This is a genomic window from Streptomyces griseoflavus (assembly GCF_014649995.1).
Lineage (GTDB): Bacteria > Actinomycetota > Actinomycetes > Streptomycetales > Streptomycetaceae > Streptomyces > Streptomyces griseoflavus.
The window spans coordinates 48,207-63,454 of sequence record NZ_BMUC01000003.1; the positions used below are offsets into that span (position 1 = coordinate 48,207).

A 15,248-nucleotide genomic window follows, 5' to 3' on the forward strand; every position below is an offset into this window, starting at 1 on the left:
CCCGCCCGCTCAGTCCACGTAAGCGGTCTTCGGCGTCTCGCCGGTGGTGGCCGTGATGTCGATCACCGAGAAGTTCGCGCCCTGCGGGTCGCTGAGCGCGGCGAAGCGTCCGAACGGCGTGTCCATCGGGCCGAACCGCAGCACGGCACCGCGCGCGCTCGCCCGGCCGACGGCCTCGTCGCAGTCGGCGACGGTGAAGTAGACGTTGATGTACGGCGGCACCTCGGGCGGGAAGTCGTCCGTCATCCTCATCCGGCCGAGCACGCTGCGCTCGCCGAGGTCGTAGATCCGGAAGTCCGGCTCCTCGTGGTCCTCGAACCGCTTGGAGCGGTAGGAGAAGACGGCGGGGAAGAACGCGTCGGACTTCTCCGGCTCACGGGTGAAGACCTCGGCCCAGCAGTACGCGCCGGGTTCGGCCGTCGCCTGGAACCCCTCGTGGGTGCCGGCCTGCCAGACGCCGAAGACGACCCCGCCGGGGTCGCGGGCCAGGCACATGGTGCCGAAGTCTCCGACCGGCATCGGCTCCATCAGCAGCTCGCCGCCGTTGTCCCGGATCCGCTCCGCCGTCGCGGCGGCGTCCCGCGCCGCGAGGTAGAGGCACCACTGGGAGCTGCCCTCCTGCCCCGGCATGGGCGGTACGACGGCCGCCACCGCCTTGCCGTCGGCGTAGGCCTGGGTGTAGTTGCCGTACTCCGGCGACGTCTCGCCGAAGGTCCAGCCGAGAACGTCACCGTAGAAGCTCTTGGCTCCCTCGATGTCGTCGAACATCGCGTCGGCCCAGCACGGGGCCCCTTCGGGTGGCACGGCCATGGCTGCGGCCCCCTCCCACGGGTGGTCGGTCCGTTTCCTCACGCTAGTCACCCCGTGCCCGGCCCGCGCGCCGGGCGCCGCCCCCACACGGCGCGGCGCGGCCGGAACTTCCTCTTCCCCGCCGGCCCCGGTTGTGCTTGCCTTGGGGGCCGTTTCGCCGGCCGGGGGGATGCCGCCGTATGCGCAAGCCGTGGTTCGTGTCCGTGGTGCTCGCCGCCGCCCTGCTGGGCGCGTGCACCGATCCGTCGTCCGGGCCGGAGGCCGGGCCGGCGCCGGCGGCCTCCCCCGGCGCGTCGGCCACCACGCAGCAGCCGGCGCCCGTCGTCTCCGCCCCGCCCGTCACCCCGCCCACGGTGCTGTACCTGGGCGACTCCCTGGCGATGGAGAACCAGGAGGTGCTCGGGGAGGAACTGCGCGAACGGCTGCGGGCCGGCTACACGGGCGCCCCCCACTCGGGCACCACCGTCTGCGACTACCTGGAGGGGTCGGCCGAGCGGTCCCTGGTTCCGGCGTCCGACAAGGCGGCCGCGCTGGTGCGCACCCTGCGGCCGGACTATGTGGTGCTGCAGTTCTGGGGCAACTCCTGGGGCTATACGCCCTGCATGGACGGGATCACCTACGACGGCTCGCGGGAGCGGTACCTGGAGCGGTACGCGGCCGACACGCGGCGCCTCACCGACCAGATCCGCTCGGCGGGCGGGAAGAAGGGCCCGCGGATCGTCTGGGTGCTGCAGGGCCCGGACCCGGTCACTCCCGACCGGGTGCGCCGGGTGAACGCGCTCTACGAGCGGACCGCGGCCGGCTCCGGCGACCTCGTCGCCGACGCGGGCCGGGCGGTGAGCCCGGCGGGGGCCCGGTACACGTGGACGCAGTATCTGCCGTGCGACTCCTACGAGCGTGCCCACCCCGACCACTGCACGGAACCCGGGCGGGACCGGACGGCCCTCCACCTCGACGACGACCCGCTGCACTTCTGCCTGGCACCCACGACGTCCGAGCCCAGGCCGTGCCCGGTCCCCTCCCCCGGCATCCGGCGCATCGCCCGCGAGATCACCCGGGTGATCGGCGAGGACGTCCGCGCCGGCTGAGCTACCCGGGCGCGCACGGCGGCGGGGCCGGGTGCCGCCGGTCCCGCACCGCTCGCGGTTTTCACTCGCCCGCGTACGCCTTCTCCAGGGCGGCGATGTCGAGCTTGCCCATCGTCATCATGGCCTTCATGGCACGGTCGGCCTTCCGCCGGTCGGGGTCACTGATCATCTCGGTCAGCCGCACGGCGTTGACCTGCCAGGAGACGCCGAACCGGTCCTTGAGCCAGCCGCAGGGACCGTGCTCGCCGCCGCCCTCGACGAGCTTCTCCCAGTAGTGGTCGATCTCCGCCTGGTCGGCGCATTCCAGCTGGAAGGAGATCGCCTCGTTGAAGGTGAACTCGGGTCCGCCGTTCAGCGCGACGAACTTCTGGCCGTTGGCCGTGAACTCGACCGTGAGCACGGAGCCCTCTGCGCCGGGCGCGGCGCCGGTGTTGCGGACGACCTCGCCGAGCTTGGCGTTCTCGAAGACCGAGACGTAGAAGCCGGCCGCTTCCTCGGCCTGGCCGTCGTACCAGAGACAGGTGGTGAATCCGTCGGTGTTCATGACTACCTCCTGGGGCGTGGGACCCGGTCACCAGTGTCGACCCGTCCGGCCCGCAGAACTCATCGGCGCCGGGCGGCAGGCGGCCGCGAGCCGGCCGGGGCTCTGCCCGTGGCGAATCTGCCGGGGGCAGAGTTCTCCCCGCCCGCGGCCCCGGCCGTCCGACAGTGGGAGGCACGCGGTCGTCCCGGCCGCGTGACTGCCAGCAACCACCAGGAGCGCCGATGTCCTTACTCACCGCCGTCCCCCGGCCGGCCCCGCTGCCCCGGGCAGCGGAGGGCGACACCCCTCCGACGCCGTACGACGACCACCTCGCCGCCCAGCTGCTCGCGCAGCGGATCGTGCTGCTCGGCACCCAGGTCGACGAGGTCTCCGCGAACCGGGTCTGCGCCCAGCTGCTGATCCTGTCCGCCGAGGACCCCCGCACCGACATCAGCCTGTACATCAACAGTCCCGGCGGTTCGGTGCACGCAGGGCTGGCCATTTACGACACCATGCGGCTGATCCCCAACGACGTCTCCACCCTGGCGATGGGCTTCGCGGCCAGCATGGGCCAGTTCCTGCTCTGCGTCGGCACGCGCGGCAAGCGGTACGCCCTGCCGAACGCGCGCGTGATGATGCACCAGCCGTCGGGCGGCATCGGGGGCACCACCGCCGATATCGAGATCCAGGCGGAGAACCTGGAGTTCACCAAACGGACCGTCGAGCGGATCACCGCCGAGCACACCGGGCAGAGCGAGGAGACCGTCTCCCGGGACGGCGACCGGGACCGCTGGTTCACCGCCGAGCAGGCCAGGGAGTACGGGATGGTCGACCGGGTGGTGGAGTCGCTGGACGACGTCCGTCCCGCGGCGACCCGGCACAGGGCGGGGCTGCGGTGATGGGTTCCTACACGATTCCGCACGTCGTCGAGCGCACCCCGCGGGGCGAGCGGTCCTACGACGTGTTCAGCCGGCTGCTGTCCGAGCGGATCGTCTTCCTCGGGACCGAGATCGACGACGGTGTCGCCAACGTCGTCATCGCCCAGCTGCTCCACCTGGAGTCGGCGGCCCCGGACAGCGAGATCGCGGTCTACATCAACTCTCCCGGCGGCTCCTTCACCTCCCTCATGGCGATCTACGACACGATGACGTTCGTCCGGGCCCCGGTCTCGACGTTCTGTGTCGGGCAGGCGGCCTCCACGGCCGCCGTGCTGCTGGCCGGCGGGGATCCGGGGCGGCGGTTCGTCCTGGAGCACGCACGGGTGCTGCTCGGGCAGCCGGCCGCGGACGGGGCGCGCGGCACGGCGTCCGACCTGTCGCTCCGGGCCAAGGAGATGGTGCGGATCCGGTCCCAGGTGGAGGAGGTGCTGTCCCGGCACACCCGGCACGACGTGGCGACCCTGCGCGCGGACATGGACCGCGACAAGGTGTTCACCGCCGAGGAGGCCGTGGCGTACGGCCTCGCCGACGAGGTGCTGACCCGGCGCCTGGCGGGGGTGTAGGCGCCGGGTGCGGGTCAGGCGGCCAGGCACAGTCCGCTGTGCGGCGCGGAGCCGGGCACGCCGCGCGCGGCAGGGGCGCGGCGTGCGGTGACGCGGACCAGCTCCCCGTGGGCCAGGGACAGCAGGTCGCCGAGGCCGAGACCGAGGGCGCGGGCGGCGGCCGCGAGGACTTCCGAGGACGCCTCCTTGCGGCCCCGCTCGACCTCCGAGAGGTACGGCACGGAGATCCGGGCCTCGTCGGCGACGTCCTTCAGGGTCCGCTCCTGCGCGAGCCGCTCCCTGCGCAGCACGTCGCCGACGAGGTCGCGCCACAGTGGTTCTCTGGGCGCGGGTGCCGGAGCGGGCCGGGCCGATTCGGGTCGAAGACGGATGACGCGGGCATGGTGCGGCGCTTGACTGGTCACCCGCTCAGCCTAGGAAGTACGGCCCGCGGGGGAAGGGAGCGGCGTTCCGCCCTGAGTGAAGCCGGTCCGGAGCCGGTCGGGCACACCGGGTCACGCTGCCGCGCGCGACGCTTCGGCGTACCCTCGGACCCAGACGTGAACGACCGGTGCGCGTCACGCTTCCGAGCCGATCGGAAACCTGGTGTGCATGGGTCGCTTCGAGCTGGGTACCCGCGAGGTTCAGGCACATGGCCAGCCGGGACGTTCGTGGGGAGAGGAAATGGGGACCGCCGTGATCCGGTCGCAGGCACAGGTAGTCGATGGGCGCACCGAGGCCGTGACGGGTGACGGCACCCTCCGACGCATCGACCCCCGGACCGTCGCCCCGCGCGACGCCCGGGAGCTGTCCCGGCAGTTCTTCCGCCGGCTGGCGGAGCTGGAGGAGGGGACGCGCGAGTACCAGTACGCGCGCAACACCCTCATCGAGATGAACATGTCCCTCGTGCGGTTCGCGGCCGGACGCTTCCGCGGCCGGGGCGACGACATGGACGACATCGTGCAGACCGGGATGATCGGCCTGATCAAGGCGATCGACCGGTTCGAGCTGTCCCGCGAGGTGGAGTTCACCTCCTTCGCGCTGCCGTACATCGTGGGCGAGATCAAGCGGTTCTTCCGTGACACCACCTGGGCGGTGCACGTGCCCCGGCGGCTTCAGGAGCTGCGGGTCGAACTGGCCAAGGCCCGCGAGGAGCTCGCCAGCCGGCTGGACCGGGAACCCACGGTCGCCGAGCTGGCCACCCTGATGAACATCACCGAGCAGCAGGTCGTCGAGGGGCAGATCGCGGCGAACGGGTACAACTCCTCGTCGCTGGACGCCGCCCTCACCGGTGACGGCCCGGAGAACGGCGAGGCCGTCCTCGCCGACTTCATCGGGGTCGAGGAGGAGGGCCTGCGGCTCGTCGAGGACTTCCACGCGCTCGCCCCGCTCATGGCCGAGCTCAGCGACCGCGACCGCGAGATCCTTCACCTGCGGTTCGTGGAGGAGGCCACCCAGGCGGAGATCGGTGAGCGCCTGGGCTGCTCCCAGATGCACGTCTCCCGTCTGATCAAGCGGATCATCACCCGTCTGCGCGAGGGCATGCTGGGCGAGCTCGGCTGCGCCTGACGGGGGCACGGACGGCCGGGACCGTCATCCGGCGTCGAGGCTCAGCACGGCGCGTACCCGCTTGCCGACCGGTACGCGTTCGACCGCCACGTCCAGCGCCAGCGCCCGGACGATCTCCAGTCCGTGCCGTCCGATCCGCTGCGGGTCACGCGGGAAGACGCGGGGCAGGGTGGCGCTGCTGTCGTAGACGGCGACGGTGACGGAGCTGTCCGTGCCCTCGAGCTCCAGGATGTACGGGCCCTCGCTGTGCCGGTCGGCGTTGGTGACCAGTTCACTGACCACCAGCAGCACCGCACCGTCCGACCGCGCGTCGATCGTGGCGCACCACTCGGTCCTGAGCTGCTCGAGGAAGACCGCGGCGAACGCCCGCGCCTCCGCGATGCATCCCGGCTCGCCGGTGAAGTGTGCGGCCCGCCGGAGCGGCTCCACGGGTACGTCGAAACCAGTCGGTATCACTGCCCCGTCCAAGTGATAGGTCATGCGCGTTCTCTCTGCGTAGCCGGCCCGGCCGGACGATCTGCACCAGTCCTGGTACCCCGACTCCGGCGTCACAGTCCACCTGATCCGTGTTCGGCCCCGCCCCGCGGGGAACCCGGATTCCGCCAGGTCCTGCGGAAGGGGTGCCATGAACGAGCTGACGGCGGTGCGGAGCCTGGCGACGCTGCCCGTGGTGACGCTGGGCGGCGACGCCGTGGCCCATGTGAAGGACACGGTCTTCGACCCCTCCGCCCGGGGGATCGCGAGCTTCACGCTGACCGGGCGGACCCTCCTGTCGGGGCCCCTGCCACGGGACCTGCCCTGGCCGGCGGTGCACTGTCTGGGCCGGGACGCGGTCATGGTGCGGGACGCGGGGGCGCTGTGCGACCTTCCGCTGTCGGTGGTGCGCCGCGACACGGTGCGCGGACGGCTGCTCGGGGCTCAGGTGCTGACCGACGAGGGCGAGGCGGTGGGGACGGTGCTCGACGTGCTGGTCGAGGGCGGTACCAGCGGCCGGCTCGTGGCCTTCCGGCTGGCGGCCCGGCGGGACCTGGTGCACGGTTCCCGGCACCGCCGGCACGGGGTGTACGTGCCGCGGGGCGAGGTGTCGGGCGTCAGCGGCCGGACGCTGGTGATCCCGGCGCACGCGACGACGTACGTCACCGACGACGTGCCCGCCTTCACCGCCCGCGTCGGTGCCCGGCACGGCAGGGGTGCGGCGCGGTGATGCTGTTCTCCCGGGTGCGGGGGCTGCCGGTGCTGACCCCGGGCGACGCGGGCCGGGTCGGCGTGGTGCGGGCACTGACCGTCGGCGCGGCGCCCTGGCGTGTGGCGTCCGTCCGGATCGCGCGCGGGCGGCTGCGCCGGGACGCGGTGGTGGCCTGGAGCGCGCTGGGCGCCGCCGGACCGGACCTGCTGACAGCCCGCTCGGCCGAGGACTCCGATCCGGTACCGGCTCATCACGAACTGGTGGGGAGCCGCGTGCTCACGGAGTGCGGTGAGGAGCGCGGCACGGTGCTCGACGCGGCGTTCGACCCGCTCACCGGGCGCATCGAGGCGGTGCTGACGACGTCCGGCGAGCTGACGCCCGACCGTCTGCTGGGTCTCGGGGACCACGCCCTGGTCGTGCGCACCGGGTCGGGCCGGCCGCCGGGCTGAGGCGCGCGGACGGACCTCCCGGCAGGCGGCGCCGACCCGCGCTGTTTAGCGTGCACACGTGAGCGCACGCACCTCTTCCGGCCCGGTGGTCTCCCGCCACGGCTGGGCGCACGCCCTGGTCACGGTTCTCGGCGCGCTGGCCGCCATGGGTGCGGTGGCCGCGCTCGGGCTGTGGGCGGCCGGTGCCGCGGACCTTCCGGGCGGTGCCTTTCCCCAGGTGCTCGCGGCGACCCTGGTGACGGCCGTCGGCGGCACGGTGCGGCTCTCCGGGGACGCCGGCGGACTCGCCGGCACGGAGGGCGGTCTGTCCGTCGTCCCGCTGTCCGTCACCCTCACGGGGGCGCTGGCCGTCGGCTGGGGGTTCCTGCGTCCGCTGCGTCACCGGGCGGTCGCCGGGGCGCCCGAGCTGGGCTGGTGGGCGGCGCGGATCGCCGTGCTGTGGCTGCTCGCGCTCGTCGGTCTGGCGCTCGCCGCACGGCACACCTTCGAGATCCCGCTCGGGGACGGACCGCTGGGGGACCTCGGTGAGCTGTTCGGGTTCCGGCCGGTGGTCGGCTTCGCCGCCGACGTGCCGCTGACCGCCCTGATCGGTCTGGTGTGGCTGGCGGGGGTGCTGCTCGTGGCGTTGATGGTGTCCCGCGGCGCGCCGCTGCCGGCGGAGCTGCTGCGCGTGCAGGCGTCGGTCCGTCCCGCGGCGCTCGCGATGGTGCGGCTGCTGCTCGCCACGGTCGTGATCGCTCTCGTCGTGGCGCTGGTCGTGGCCGCCACCCGGGGCCACCCGGTCGAGACGTTCGCCGTGATCCTGCTCGGGCTGCCCAACGTGGCCTGGCCGGCGCTGACCGTCGGGCTCGGTGCCACCTGGGAGGGCAGGGTGGAGGGCCCGTTCGGGCTGCCGATGCCGCACGTCCTCGACGAGGTGCTGCGCACCCCGGACCTCTCCGAGGTGAACCTGGGCACGCTCGTCGAGCAGGGCGGGGCGCAGTGGTGGTGGCTGCTGGCGGCGGACGCGGTGCTGCTGCCGGCCGCCGCGTTCGTGATGGCGGCCCTGTCCCCCGCGCGCGTCCGGGTGTGGCAGCACGCCGTGCGCCTGGCGGTGGCACTGGCGCTCACGGTGCTGATGATCTGCCTCACGGCCCGGATCTCCGCGCGGATCGGCCTGTCCGTGCTCGGCATCGGAGACCTGGGCGAGGGATTCTCCGGGGAGGTCGTACTGGCGCCGCGGCTGTGGAGCGCCCTGGGACTGGCCCTGCTGTGGGGGCCGGCCGCCGGGTTCGTGGGAGCGGCGGCGGCACGCGCGGTGCGCCGGCGGGGCGGCGGGGCGGCGGACCGCTGAACCGCTCCCCGGGCGGTGCGGGGACCGGTCGGGCGACCGGAGCGGCGGGGCCGGAGCCCGTCTCAGGCGACCGGGACGCCGAGCGCGCGGGCGGCGCGCTGCATGCGCAGGGCGTCCACGGATTCGGCCAGCAACTCGTACTCGGTGGTCTCGTCCCCCGTGGCCAGCCGCACCAGGCGTCCGGCGGCGAGTGCCTCGGCCACCTCCTCCTGCCGCACCACGTCACCGCACCAGGCACGCAGCACGGCGGGTACGTCGGGCACGCCGTCGGGGACGGGGACGAGCGCGCCCGGCGGTAAGTGCTCGGCGTCCGGGCACGGGTCGAGCCGCTCGGCGATCCAGGAGGCACGGTCGCGCAGCCACCAGAGGGCCAGGGCCAGGGTGGGCGCGCGGTAGGTGCCCAGGGGCACGCCGATGCGCCGTCCGTCGCAGACTCCGTATGCCGTGACGTGGCACAGGAATTCGTCGTGCACGTTCCCTCCCCCGCTGCGTCGCGGGCCTGCCGGTACGGGCCGGCTGCCCGCCCCTGGGGCTCGCGTGCTGTGCGTGAGGGCGCCGTCGCGCGGTGTGAAGCGCTCTCCTTGTCGAGTATGTTCACGGCTGAATCACTGTCACCATGGGTTTCCGGCCAGTCTCTTGGCATATTCACGGCCATCTCTGGCCGAAACGATGCGTCCCGTGGCCGACGGTGCGCATGACCCGACCGGCGCTCCGGACCGGCGCCGGGCCCGGTGCGCATGACCCCGCGGGTGATCGACCGCGGCCACCGGCCGGGGGCTGTGTGTGCGTACCGGGTCACCGGGACCCGGTCCACACACCACGACGCCAGGGGGCCTTTCGATGAGCGCGCACACCCACGACTACGACGCCGTCGTCGCCCGCTGCTTCGAGGCCTGGAACGCCGACGGCGGCGAGGCGCGCGCCAAGGCGGTCGCCGAGGCAGGGACGGCCGACGGCCGCCGCACCGGCCCGGTGGCCGACGCCACCGGCCACGAGGCGGTCACGGCGGTGATCACCTCCGCGCGGGAGCAGTTCCCCGGTTTCGCCTTCCGGCTCCTCGGCGCCGTCGACGGGCACCACGACACCGCGCGCTTCTCCTGGGAGCTGGTGGGCGAGGCGGACGGTTCGGCCCCCGTCGCCGGATCCGATGTGCTCACTCTCGGCCCCGGGGGCCGGATCCGTGCCGTGTACGGCTTCCTCGACCGGGTGCCCGAGAGGGCGTGAATCCGGCCACCCGGTCCGTGACTACGCCTTCACGACCGCGTCGATGCGGGACAGTTCGTCCTCGGTGAAGCCGAGGTTGCGGGTGGCGGCCACGCTGTCCTCGAGCTGCTCCGGGCTGCTCGCGCCGACCAGCGCGGAGGTCAGCCGGCCGCCCCGCAGCACCCACGACAGCGCCATCTGCGCCAGCGTCTGGCCACGGGATCCGGCGATCTCGTCGAGTGCCCGCAGCCGTCCCACCAGCTCCTCGGTGAGGGCGTCGCCGTTCAGGAAGGGGCTGTCGCTCGCGGCCCTGGAGTCCTCGGGGATGCCGTCGAGGTAGCGGGCGGTGAGCAGGCCCTGTTCGAGCGGGGAGTAGGCGATTGAGCCCACTCCGAGCTCGTCCAGGGCGTCCATCAGCCCCTCGTCCTCCGGACGGCGGTCGAGCATCGAGTAGCGGGGCTGGTTGATCAGCAGCGGGGTTCCCAGTTCGCCGAGGATGCGGGCGGCCTCGCGGGTCTGCTCCGCCGAGTAGTTGGACACGCCGACGTAGAGCGCCTTGCCCTGCTGCACCGCCGAGTGCAGGGCCCCCATCGTCTCCTCCAGCGGAGTCTCCGGGTCGAAGCGGTGCGAGTAGAAGACGTCGACGTACTCCAGGCCCATCCGGCCCAGGCTCCGGTCCAGCGAGGACAGTACGGACTTGCGCGAGCCCCATTCGCCGTACGGGCCCGGCCACATCAGGTAGCCGGCCTTGGTGGAGATCACCAGCTCGTCGCGGTACGGCGCGAAGTCGGCCCGCAGCGCCTCGCCGAGGGCGGACTCGGCCGCGCCGGGCGGCGGCCCGTAGTTGTTGGCCAGGTCGAAGTGGGTGACGCCCAGGTCGAAGGCGCGGCGCAGGATGGCGCGCTGTGTCCCGGCCGGACGGTCGGGGCCGAAGTTGTGCCACAGGCCGAGCGAGAGCGCGGGGAGTTTCAGGCCGCTGCGTCCGGTGCGCCGGTAGGGCATGTCCGCGTAACGGTCGGGGTGTGCGGTGTACAACGCGACTCCAGGGGGGTTGGCACACGTCTCGGCGGTTCCGTCGAACCGCTCGTCCCACTCTGTCGTGACCTGCGGGCAGTGGTCCAACAGAAGAATCCGATGGAATTCAGCGGATACGCTTCTCAATCATGGAACTGCGTCACCTCCAGCACTTCGTGGCCGTCGCCGAGGACCAGCACTTCACCCGTGCGGCGGAACGGCTGATGGTCTCCCAGTCGGGCCTGTCCGCGTCCATCCGTGCCCTGGAGCGCGAGCTGCAGACGCCGTTGTTCGTCCGGACGACCCGCAGGGTGACGCTCACCGAGGCCGGACGGGCGCTGCTCGCGGAGGCGGAGCGGATCCTGGCACAGGTGCGGGCGGCGCACGAGGCGGTGGCCGCGGTGCAGGGGGTCCTGCGCGGCACCCTGGCCCTGGGCTCGGAGCAGTGCATCGCCGGGGTGCACGTGGCGGAACTGCTCGCCGCGTTCCGGCGGCGGCACCCCGATGTGGAGATCCGGCTGCGCCAGTGGGGCTCGGCCGCGCTGGCCGAGGAGGTCGCGGCGGGCCGGCTCGACCTGGCCTTCGCCTACCGGACGGAGGCCGACCCGGAGCACCTGCGGTCGGTTCCCCTGACCAGCGAGCCGATGACCGTGCTGTGCCATCCGGGCCACCGGCTCGCCCGGGCCGGGACGCCGGTGACCCCGCGGGACCTGGCCGACGAGGTCTTCGTCGACTTCCACCCCGACTGGGGTCCGCGCCGTGTCACCGACGCCGCCTTCACCGCCGCGGGCGTACGGCGCACGGTGGCGCTGGAGGTGAACGACGTGCACAGCCTCCTCGACCTCGTCGACGAGGACCTGGGCGTCGCGGTGGTGCCGCGGCACTTCCGGCACAAGCGCGAGGCGCTGACCGCGCTCCCGCTGAAGGACACCGACGAGGCCGCGTACGAGACGGTCGCCCTGGTGCCGTCCCCGCGGGCGGCCAGCCCGGCGGCGCGGGCGCTGATGGCCCTGCTGGACGGCGGGGGCGCGTGACCCGCCCGGATGCGCGAAGGTGGGGGCATGCATGCCAAGGACATCCTCATCGACGGCTTCGGCCGCGTCCGGGAAGAGGTGCACGCCGCCGTCGAGGGCCTCGGCCCCGGCGAGCTGAACGCCCGGCCCGGCCCCGACGCCAACTCCGTGGCCTGGCTGGTCTGGCACCTCACCCGGGTCCAGGACGACCACGTCGCCGACGCCTTCGGCCACGAGCAGGTGTGGCTCGCCGAGGGCTGGCACGAGCGCCTCGGGCTCGGCCTGCCCCGCCATGACACCGGGTACGGGCACACCTCGGCCGAGGTCGCCAAGGTGCGGGTCGACTCCGGTGACCTGCTGACCGGCTACCACGACGCGGTGCACGAACGCACCCTGCGCGCACTGCGCGCCCTGGCCGCCAAGGACCTGGAGCGCGTCGTCGACGAGCGCTGGGACCCCCCGGTGACGCTGGGCGTACGGCTGGTGAGCGTCGTGTCCGACGACCTGCAGCACGTCGGACAGGCCGCCTACGCCCGGGGGCTGGTGCTCAGCGCCGCGTCGTAGCCGGGCAGGATCACGTCCCGGATGAGGGCGTTGCGCTCGTCGAAGGGGAGGAAGGCGCTCTTCACGGCGTTCACCGTGACGGTCCGCAGGTCCTCGACGCTCCAGCCGGCCTCCTCGGCCAGCAGGGACATCTCGCGGGTCATGGTGGTGCCCGAGACGAGACGGTTGTCGGTGTTGAGGGTGACGCGGAAGCCGAGGTTCTTCAGCGCGGTGACCGGGTGTTCGGCGATCGAGGCGGCGGCGCCGGTCTGGAGGTTGGAGGTGGGGCACATCTCCAGGGCGATCCGGCGGTCGCGGACCCAGGCGGCGACCCGGCCGAGCTTGCCGGCCGCGAGGTCGGGGATGTCCTCGGTGATGCGCACGCCGTGCCCGATGCGCTGGGCGCCGCACACCTGGACGGCCTGGTGGATGCTGGCCAGGCCGTGGGCCTCGCCGGCGTGGATGGTGAACGGCACGTTCTCGCGGCGCAGGTGTTCGAAGGCGGCGAGGTGGTCGGCGGGCGGGAAGCCGTCCTCGGCGCCGGCGATGTCGAAGCCGACGACACCGGCGTCCCGGAAGGCGACGGCCAGGTCGGCGGCCTCACGCACGCGGTCGAACATCCGCATGCCGCAGAGCAGGGTGCCGACCCGGACGGGGGTCCCGGCGGCCGCCGCCTTGGCCATGCCGGCGGCGAGACCTTCCTGGACGGTCTCCACGACCTCGCCCATCGACAGCCCGCCCCGGGTGTTCAGCTCCGGGGCGTAGCGCACCTCGCCGTAGACGACGCCGTCTTCGGCGAGGTCGAGGACGTACTCCTCGGCGGTGCGCAGCAGGCCCTCGCGGGTCTGCATCACGGCGAGGGTGTGCTCGAAGGTCGCTATGTAGCGCACCAGGTCGCCCGAGTTCGCGGCCTCGGTGTACCAGGCCGCGAGCTCGTCGGGGTCGGTGGTGGGCAGGGTGTGGCCGACCGCCTCGGCGAGCTCCACCACGGTGGCGGGGCGCAGACCGCCGTCGAGGTGGTCGTGCAGGACGGCCTTGGGGAGGCGGCGGATCACAGCGTTGTCTACGCGCGTAGCGGTCATGGCGGGACCTTCCTTGAGCAGGCGGTGGGGAGCGACGGGAGAGGGTCAGGCGGAGGGCTGGAGCAGGTCCCAGCGGTTGCCGTAGAGGTCCTGGAAGACGGCGACCGAACCGTACGGCTCGTGACGCGGCTCTTCCAGGAGAGTCACGCCGGCGTCGGCCATCCGCGCGTGGTCGCGGGCGAAGTCGTCGGTGTACAGGAAGAATCCGACGCGCCCGCCGGTCTGGTCGCCGACCCTGGCCCGCTGCGCCTCCCCCTTGGCGCGGGCGAGCAGCAGTGCCGTTCCGGTGTGCGCGGCGTCCGGTTCGACGACCACCCAGCGGCTGCCGTCCGGCCGTGGCGTGTCCTCGGCGAGCCGGAACCCGAGGGCCGCGGTGAAGAAGCGGACCGCCTCGTCGTAGTCGTCGACGACGAGGGTGACCAGGGGGATGCGTCTCATCGTGACCTCTCGCAGGGGATTGACCGGAGAGGTTATACGTAAAACCACCGGCCGCGCCAATCCCGTCCCCGGGGCCGCTTCCCGGGGACGGGACCGGCGCTCCGGCTATGGATGGACGTACGTCTCGAGGGCGGCGACGGCGGAGGCGGGATCACCGAGGTCGTAGCGGTCCACGGCGAGGTAGGTGGGCTTCTTCCGGGCGGCCGGCTGACAGAAGCGGCGGGCCCGGTCGGCGAGCTTGGCGTTGTCGGTGCCGGCCGTGGAGGCGACGGCGGCGTCCCGGAAGTGGTTCATCACGAACAGGGGGCGGAAGCCCGGCTCGGTGCGGGTCAGCGGGATGTTGGTGCCCGCGTCGTACCAGCGGCTGTGACAGGACCAGTCGGAGGTGCCCACGCCCGGCCCCATGGACCAGTGGTTCTCGACGGTCCACTCGCGCTGGTACATGACGCCGAAGGTGTCCCGGGTCAGCCCGGCCGCCTGGTCGGCGGCGCGGGTGCGGTCGGTGAAGATCAGCAGCCGCTGTCCCGCGGCGGCCAGCTCACCCATGGTCGGCCAGCCGTTCTCGCGGACACCGGTGCGGTCCGGCCGGTACAGCACGTCCGACAGCCCCTGGACGCGGGCGAGTTCGGCTCGCAGCACGCCGGGGTCGACGTAGTCCTCCAGGAAGACGGTGACGAACTGGTCGGGGTGGGCGCGCAGGAAGTCCACCATCCGCTGGAGGTCGACCCACAGGGCGACGGGTCTGCGGACCAGGGTGCAGCTGTTGTGGCAGAGGATCGCGCCGTCCGGGGTCTGGTGGATGTCCATCATGAACCCGCGGACGCCGTCGGCGAGTTGGCGTTCGATGCCACGGTTCTGGTTGGGGAAGAGGTCGACGAAGGGCGGGGCGAAGCCGCCGTCGACGCCGTTGGCGTAGGCGTTGTGGGCGGTGAGGAAGGTGACCTGGTCCAGGGTGCGCCGCTCCCGGGGCGGCGCGGGCCGGGTCACTGGGTCGGCCGGGGTGAGGTACCAGCCGGCGAGGTCGCCGCCGCCGGGGCCGACGGCGAGCGGGGCGGGGTGGTTGGCGCCGGAGGGTTTGGGGGCGACGGTGAGGCGGTGACCGGTGCCGGGGACGGTGAGCGTGAACCGGTCGGCGCCGGCGGGGGCGATCTCCCAGCGCGCCTCCGGGCTCGCGCACGGGACGGTCCGGGCCAGGGCGCCGGCCCGGCCGAGGCAGGTGCCGGGGCTGTCGCTGTTCTCCAGCGTGCCGTCGGCACGCAGGTTCCACTGCTGGCGGTCCTCGTCGCCGCGTGGCCGGTGCTGTTCGACCGCGCCCGACCGGTCGGCGGCGTTCAGTCCGGTGGTGGCGCTCTGGACGTAGTAGGTACCGGGTGGCGGGACGGCGTCGGATGCGGCGACGGGTGCCGGTGCCACGATCGTCGCGGCCAGCGCGGCGGCCGAGACGGTCGTGGCGAGCAGGGCGTGGGGGGTGCGCATGGTGGGTGCCCCTTCGTCCGGGCGCGGCCGGGCGCGCGCGA

19 protein-coding genes are annotated in these 15,248 nt (G+C 73.2%); 10 read left to right on the forward strand and 9 right to left on the reverse strand.

Features of this window, described 5'->3' with window-relative positions; all coding sequences use genetic code 11:
• Nucleotides 1-9 precede the first annotated feature (9 nt).
• The gene (locus tag IE172_RS08840) at nucleotides 10-810 is read right to left on the reverse strand and encodes a VOC family protein (protein WP_190096569.1); all 801 of its coding nucleotides are present in this window, start codon (nucleotides 808-810) and stop codon (nucleotides 10-12) included.
• Between the two features lie 179 nt (nucleotides 811-989).
• On the opposite strand from IE172_RS08840, the gene IE172_RS08845 reads away from it, so the two are divergent.
• On the forward strand, nucleotides 990-1,898 hold the full coding sequence (locus tag IE172_RS08845) for an SGNH/GDSL hydrolase family protein (protein WP_190096570.1): 909 nt from the start codon (nucleotides 990-992) through the stop codon (nucleotides 1,896-1,898).
• A gap of 61 nt (nucleotides 1,899-1,959) precedes the next feature.
• Here IE172_RS08845 and IE172_RS08850 read toward each other — a convergent pair whose 3' ends face one another.
• Nucleotides 1,960-2,442, reverse strand: a complete 483-nt coding sequence (locus tag IE172_RS08850) for a VOC family protein (RefSeq protein WP_190096571.1) — start codon at nucleotides 2,440-2,442, stop codon at nucleotides 1,960-1,962.
• Nucleotides 2,443-2,663: 221 nt separating this feature from the next.
• On the opposite strand from IE172_RS08850, the gene IE172_RS08855 reads away from it, so the two are divergent.
• Complete coding sequence (locus IE172_RS08855) at nucleotides 2,664-3,320, forward strand: ATP-dependent Clp protease proteolytic subunit (RefSeq protein ID WP_190096572.1); 657 nt, start codon at nucleotides 2,664-2,666, stop codon at nucleotides 3,318-3,320.
• Nucleotides 3,320-3,922: a ClpP family protease gene (locus IE172_RS08860; protein WP_190096573.1), complete on the forward strand. Its 603-nt coding sequence runs from the start codon at nucleotides 3,320-3,322 to the stop codon at nucleotides 3,920-3,922. The genes IE172_RS08855 and IE172_RS08860 overlap by 1 nt, the downstream gene beginning before the upstream one ends.
• A 14-nt stretch (nucleotides 3,923-3,936) precedes the next feature.
• Here IE172_RS08860 and IE172_RS08865 read toward each other — a convergent pair whose 3' ends face one another.
• Nucleotides 3,937-4,326 (reverse strand): helix-turn-helix domain-containing protein, encoded by a 390-nt coding sequence (locus IE172_RS08865; RefSeq protein ID WP_190096574.1) that lies wholly within the window; start codon nucleotides 4,324-4,326, stop codon nucleotides 3,937-3,939.
• Between the two features lie 259 nt (nucleotides 4,327-4,585).
• Here IE172_RS08865 and IE172_RS08870 point away from each other — a divergent pair, with 259 nt between their 5' ends.
• Nucleotides 4,586-5,470 carry an RNA polymerase sigma factor SigF gene (locus IE172_RS08870; RefSeq protein ID WP_190096575.1) on the forward strand — a complete coding sequence of 295 codons (885 nt, stop codon included), beginning with the start codon at nucleotides 4,586-4,588 and terminating at the stop codon, nucleotides 5,468-5,470.
• 24 nt (nucleotides 5,471-5,494) lie between these two features.
• On the opposite strand, the gene IE172_RS08875 is transcribed toward IE172_RS08870, so the two are convergent.
• Entirely contained in the window at nucleotides 5,495-5,950 is a 456-nt protein-coding gene (locus IE172_RS08875; protein ID WP_190096576.1) for an ATP-binding protein, read from the reverse strand.
• Nucleotides 5,951-6,095: 145 nt separating this feature from the next.
• Here IE172_RS08875 and IE172_RS08880 point away from each other — a divergent pair, with 145 nt between their 5' ends.
• Genes IE172_RS08880 through IE172_RS08890 form a run of 3 tightly spaced genes read left to right on the forward strand, consistent with a single transcriptional unit; the run spans nucleotide 6,096 to nucleotide 8,438 of the window.
• Nucleotides 6,096-6,674 carry a PRC-barrel domain-containing protein gene (locus IE172_RS08880; protein WP_190096577.1) on the forward strand — a complete coding sequence of 193 codons (579 nt, stop codon included), beginning with the start codon at nucleotides 6,096-6,098 and terminating at the stop codon, nucleotides 6,672-6,674.
• Complete coding sequence (locus IE172_RS08885; RefSeq protein WP_190096941.1) at nucleotides 6,674-7,105, forward strand: PRC-barrel domain-containing protein; 432 nt, start codon at nucleotides 6,674-6,676, stop codon at nucleotides 7,103-7,105. Before IE172_RS08880 ends, IE172_RS08885 begins: the two co-directional genes overlap by 1 nt.
• Nucleotides 7,106-7,163: 58 nt before the next feature.
• Nucleotides 7,164-8,438 (forward strand): streptophobe family protein, encoded by a 1,275-nt coding sequence (locus IE172_RS08890; protein WP_190096578.1) that lies wholly within the window; start codon nucleotides 7,164-7,166, stop codon nucleotides 8,436-8,438.
• Nucleotides 8,439-8,500: 62 nt separating this feature from the next.
• Here IE172_RS08890 and IE172_RS08895 read toward each other — a convergent pair whose 3' ends face one another.
• Nucleotides 8,501-8,911, reverse strand: coding sequence for a hypothetical protein (locus tag IE172_RS08895; protein ID WP_190096579.1), 411 nt, complete (start codon nucleotides 8,909-8,911; stop codon nucleotides 8,501-8,503).
• A 367-nt stretch (nucleotides 8,912-9,278) separates the two neighbouring features.
• On the opposite strand from IE172_RS08895, the gene IE172_RS08900 reads away from it, so the two are divergent.
• Nucleotides 9,279-9,662 carry a nuclear transport factor 2 family protein gene (locus tag IE172_RS08900; protein ID WP_190096580.1) on the forward strand — a complete coding sequence of 128 codons (384 nt, stop codon included), beginning with the start codon at nucleotides 9,279-9,281 and terminating at the stop codon, nucleotides 9,660-9,662.
• A 21-nt stretch (nucleotides 9,663-9,683) separates the two neighbouring features.
• Here the strand turns inward: IE172_RS08900 and mgrA are convergent, their stop codons facing one another.
• Nucleotides 9,684-10,676: an L-glyceraldehyde 3-phosphate reductase gene (mgrA, locus tag IE172_RS08905; protein ID WP_190096581.1), complete on the reverse strand. Its 993-nt coding sequence runs from the start codon at nucleotides 10,674-10,676 to the stop codon at nucleotides 9,684-9,686.
• A gap of 128 nt (nucleotides 10,677-10,804) precedes the next feature.
• On the opposite strand from mgrA, the gene IE172_RS08910 reads away from it, so the two are divergent.
• Nucleotides 10,805-11,689 (forward strand): LysR family transcriptional regulator, encoded by an 885-nt coding sequence (locus IE172_RS08910; protein WP_190096582.1) that lies wholly within the window; start codon nucleotides 10,805-10,807, stop codon nucleotides 11,687-11,689.
• A 27-nt stretch (nucleotides 11,690-11,716) separates the two neighbouring features.
• A complete protein-coding gene (locus tag IE172_RS08915) occupies nucleotides 11,717-12,232 on the forward strand; it encodes a mycothiol transferase (protein ID WP_190096583.1) in 516 nt (171 codons plus the stop codon).
• Here IE172_RS08915 and IE172_RS08920 read toward each other — a convergent pair.
• The 3 genes from IE172_RS08920 to IE172_RS08930 form a co-directional block, all read right to left on the reverse strand.
• Nucleotides 12,196-13,293, reverse strand: a complete 1,098-nt coding sequence (locus tag IE172_RS08920; RefSeq protein ID WP_190096584.1) for an adenosine deaminase — start codon at nucleotides 13,291-13,293, stop codon at nucleotides 12,196-12,198. The two genes, IE172_RS08915 and IE172_RS08920, sit on opposite strands and share 37 nt — an antisense overlap.
• 45 nt (nucleotides 13,294-13,338) lie before the next feature.
• Nucleotides 13,339-13,731, reverse strand: a complete 393-nt coding sequence (locus IE172_RS08925; protein WP_190096585.1) for a VOC family protein — start codon at nucleotides 13,729-13,731, stop codon at nucleotides 13,339-13,341.
• A gap of 105 nt (nucleotides 13,732-13,836) precedes the next feature.
• Nucleotides 13,837-15,207: a PI-PLC domain-containing protein gene (locus tag IE172_RS08930; RefSeq protein ID WP_190096586.1), complete on the reverse strand. Its 1,371-nt coding sequence runs from the start codon at nucleotides 15,205-15,207 to the stop codon at nucleotides 13,837-13,839.
• Nucleotides 15,208-15,248: the final 41 nt, after the last annotated feature.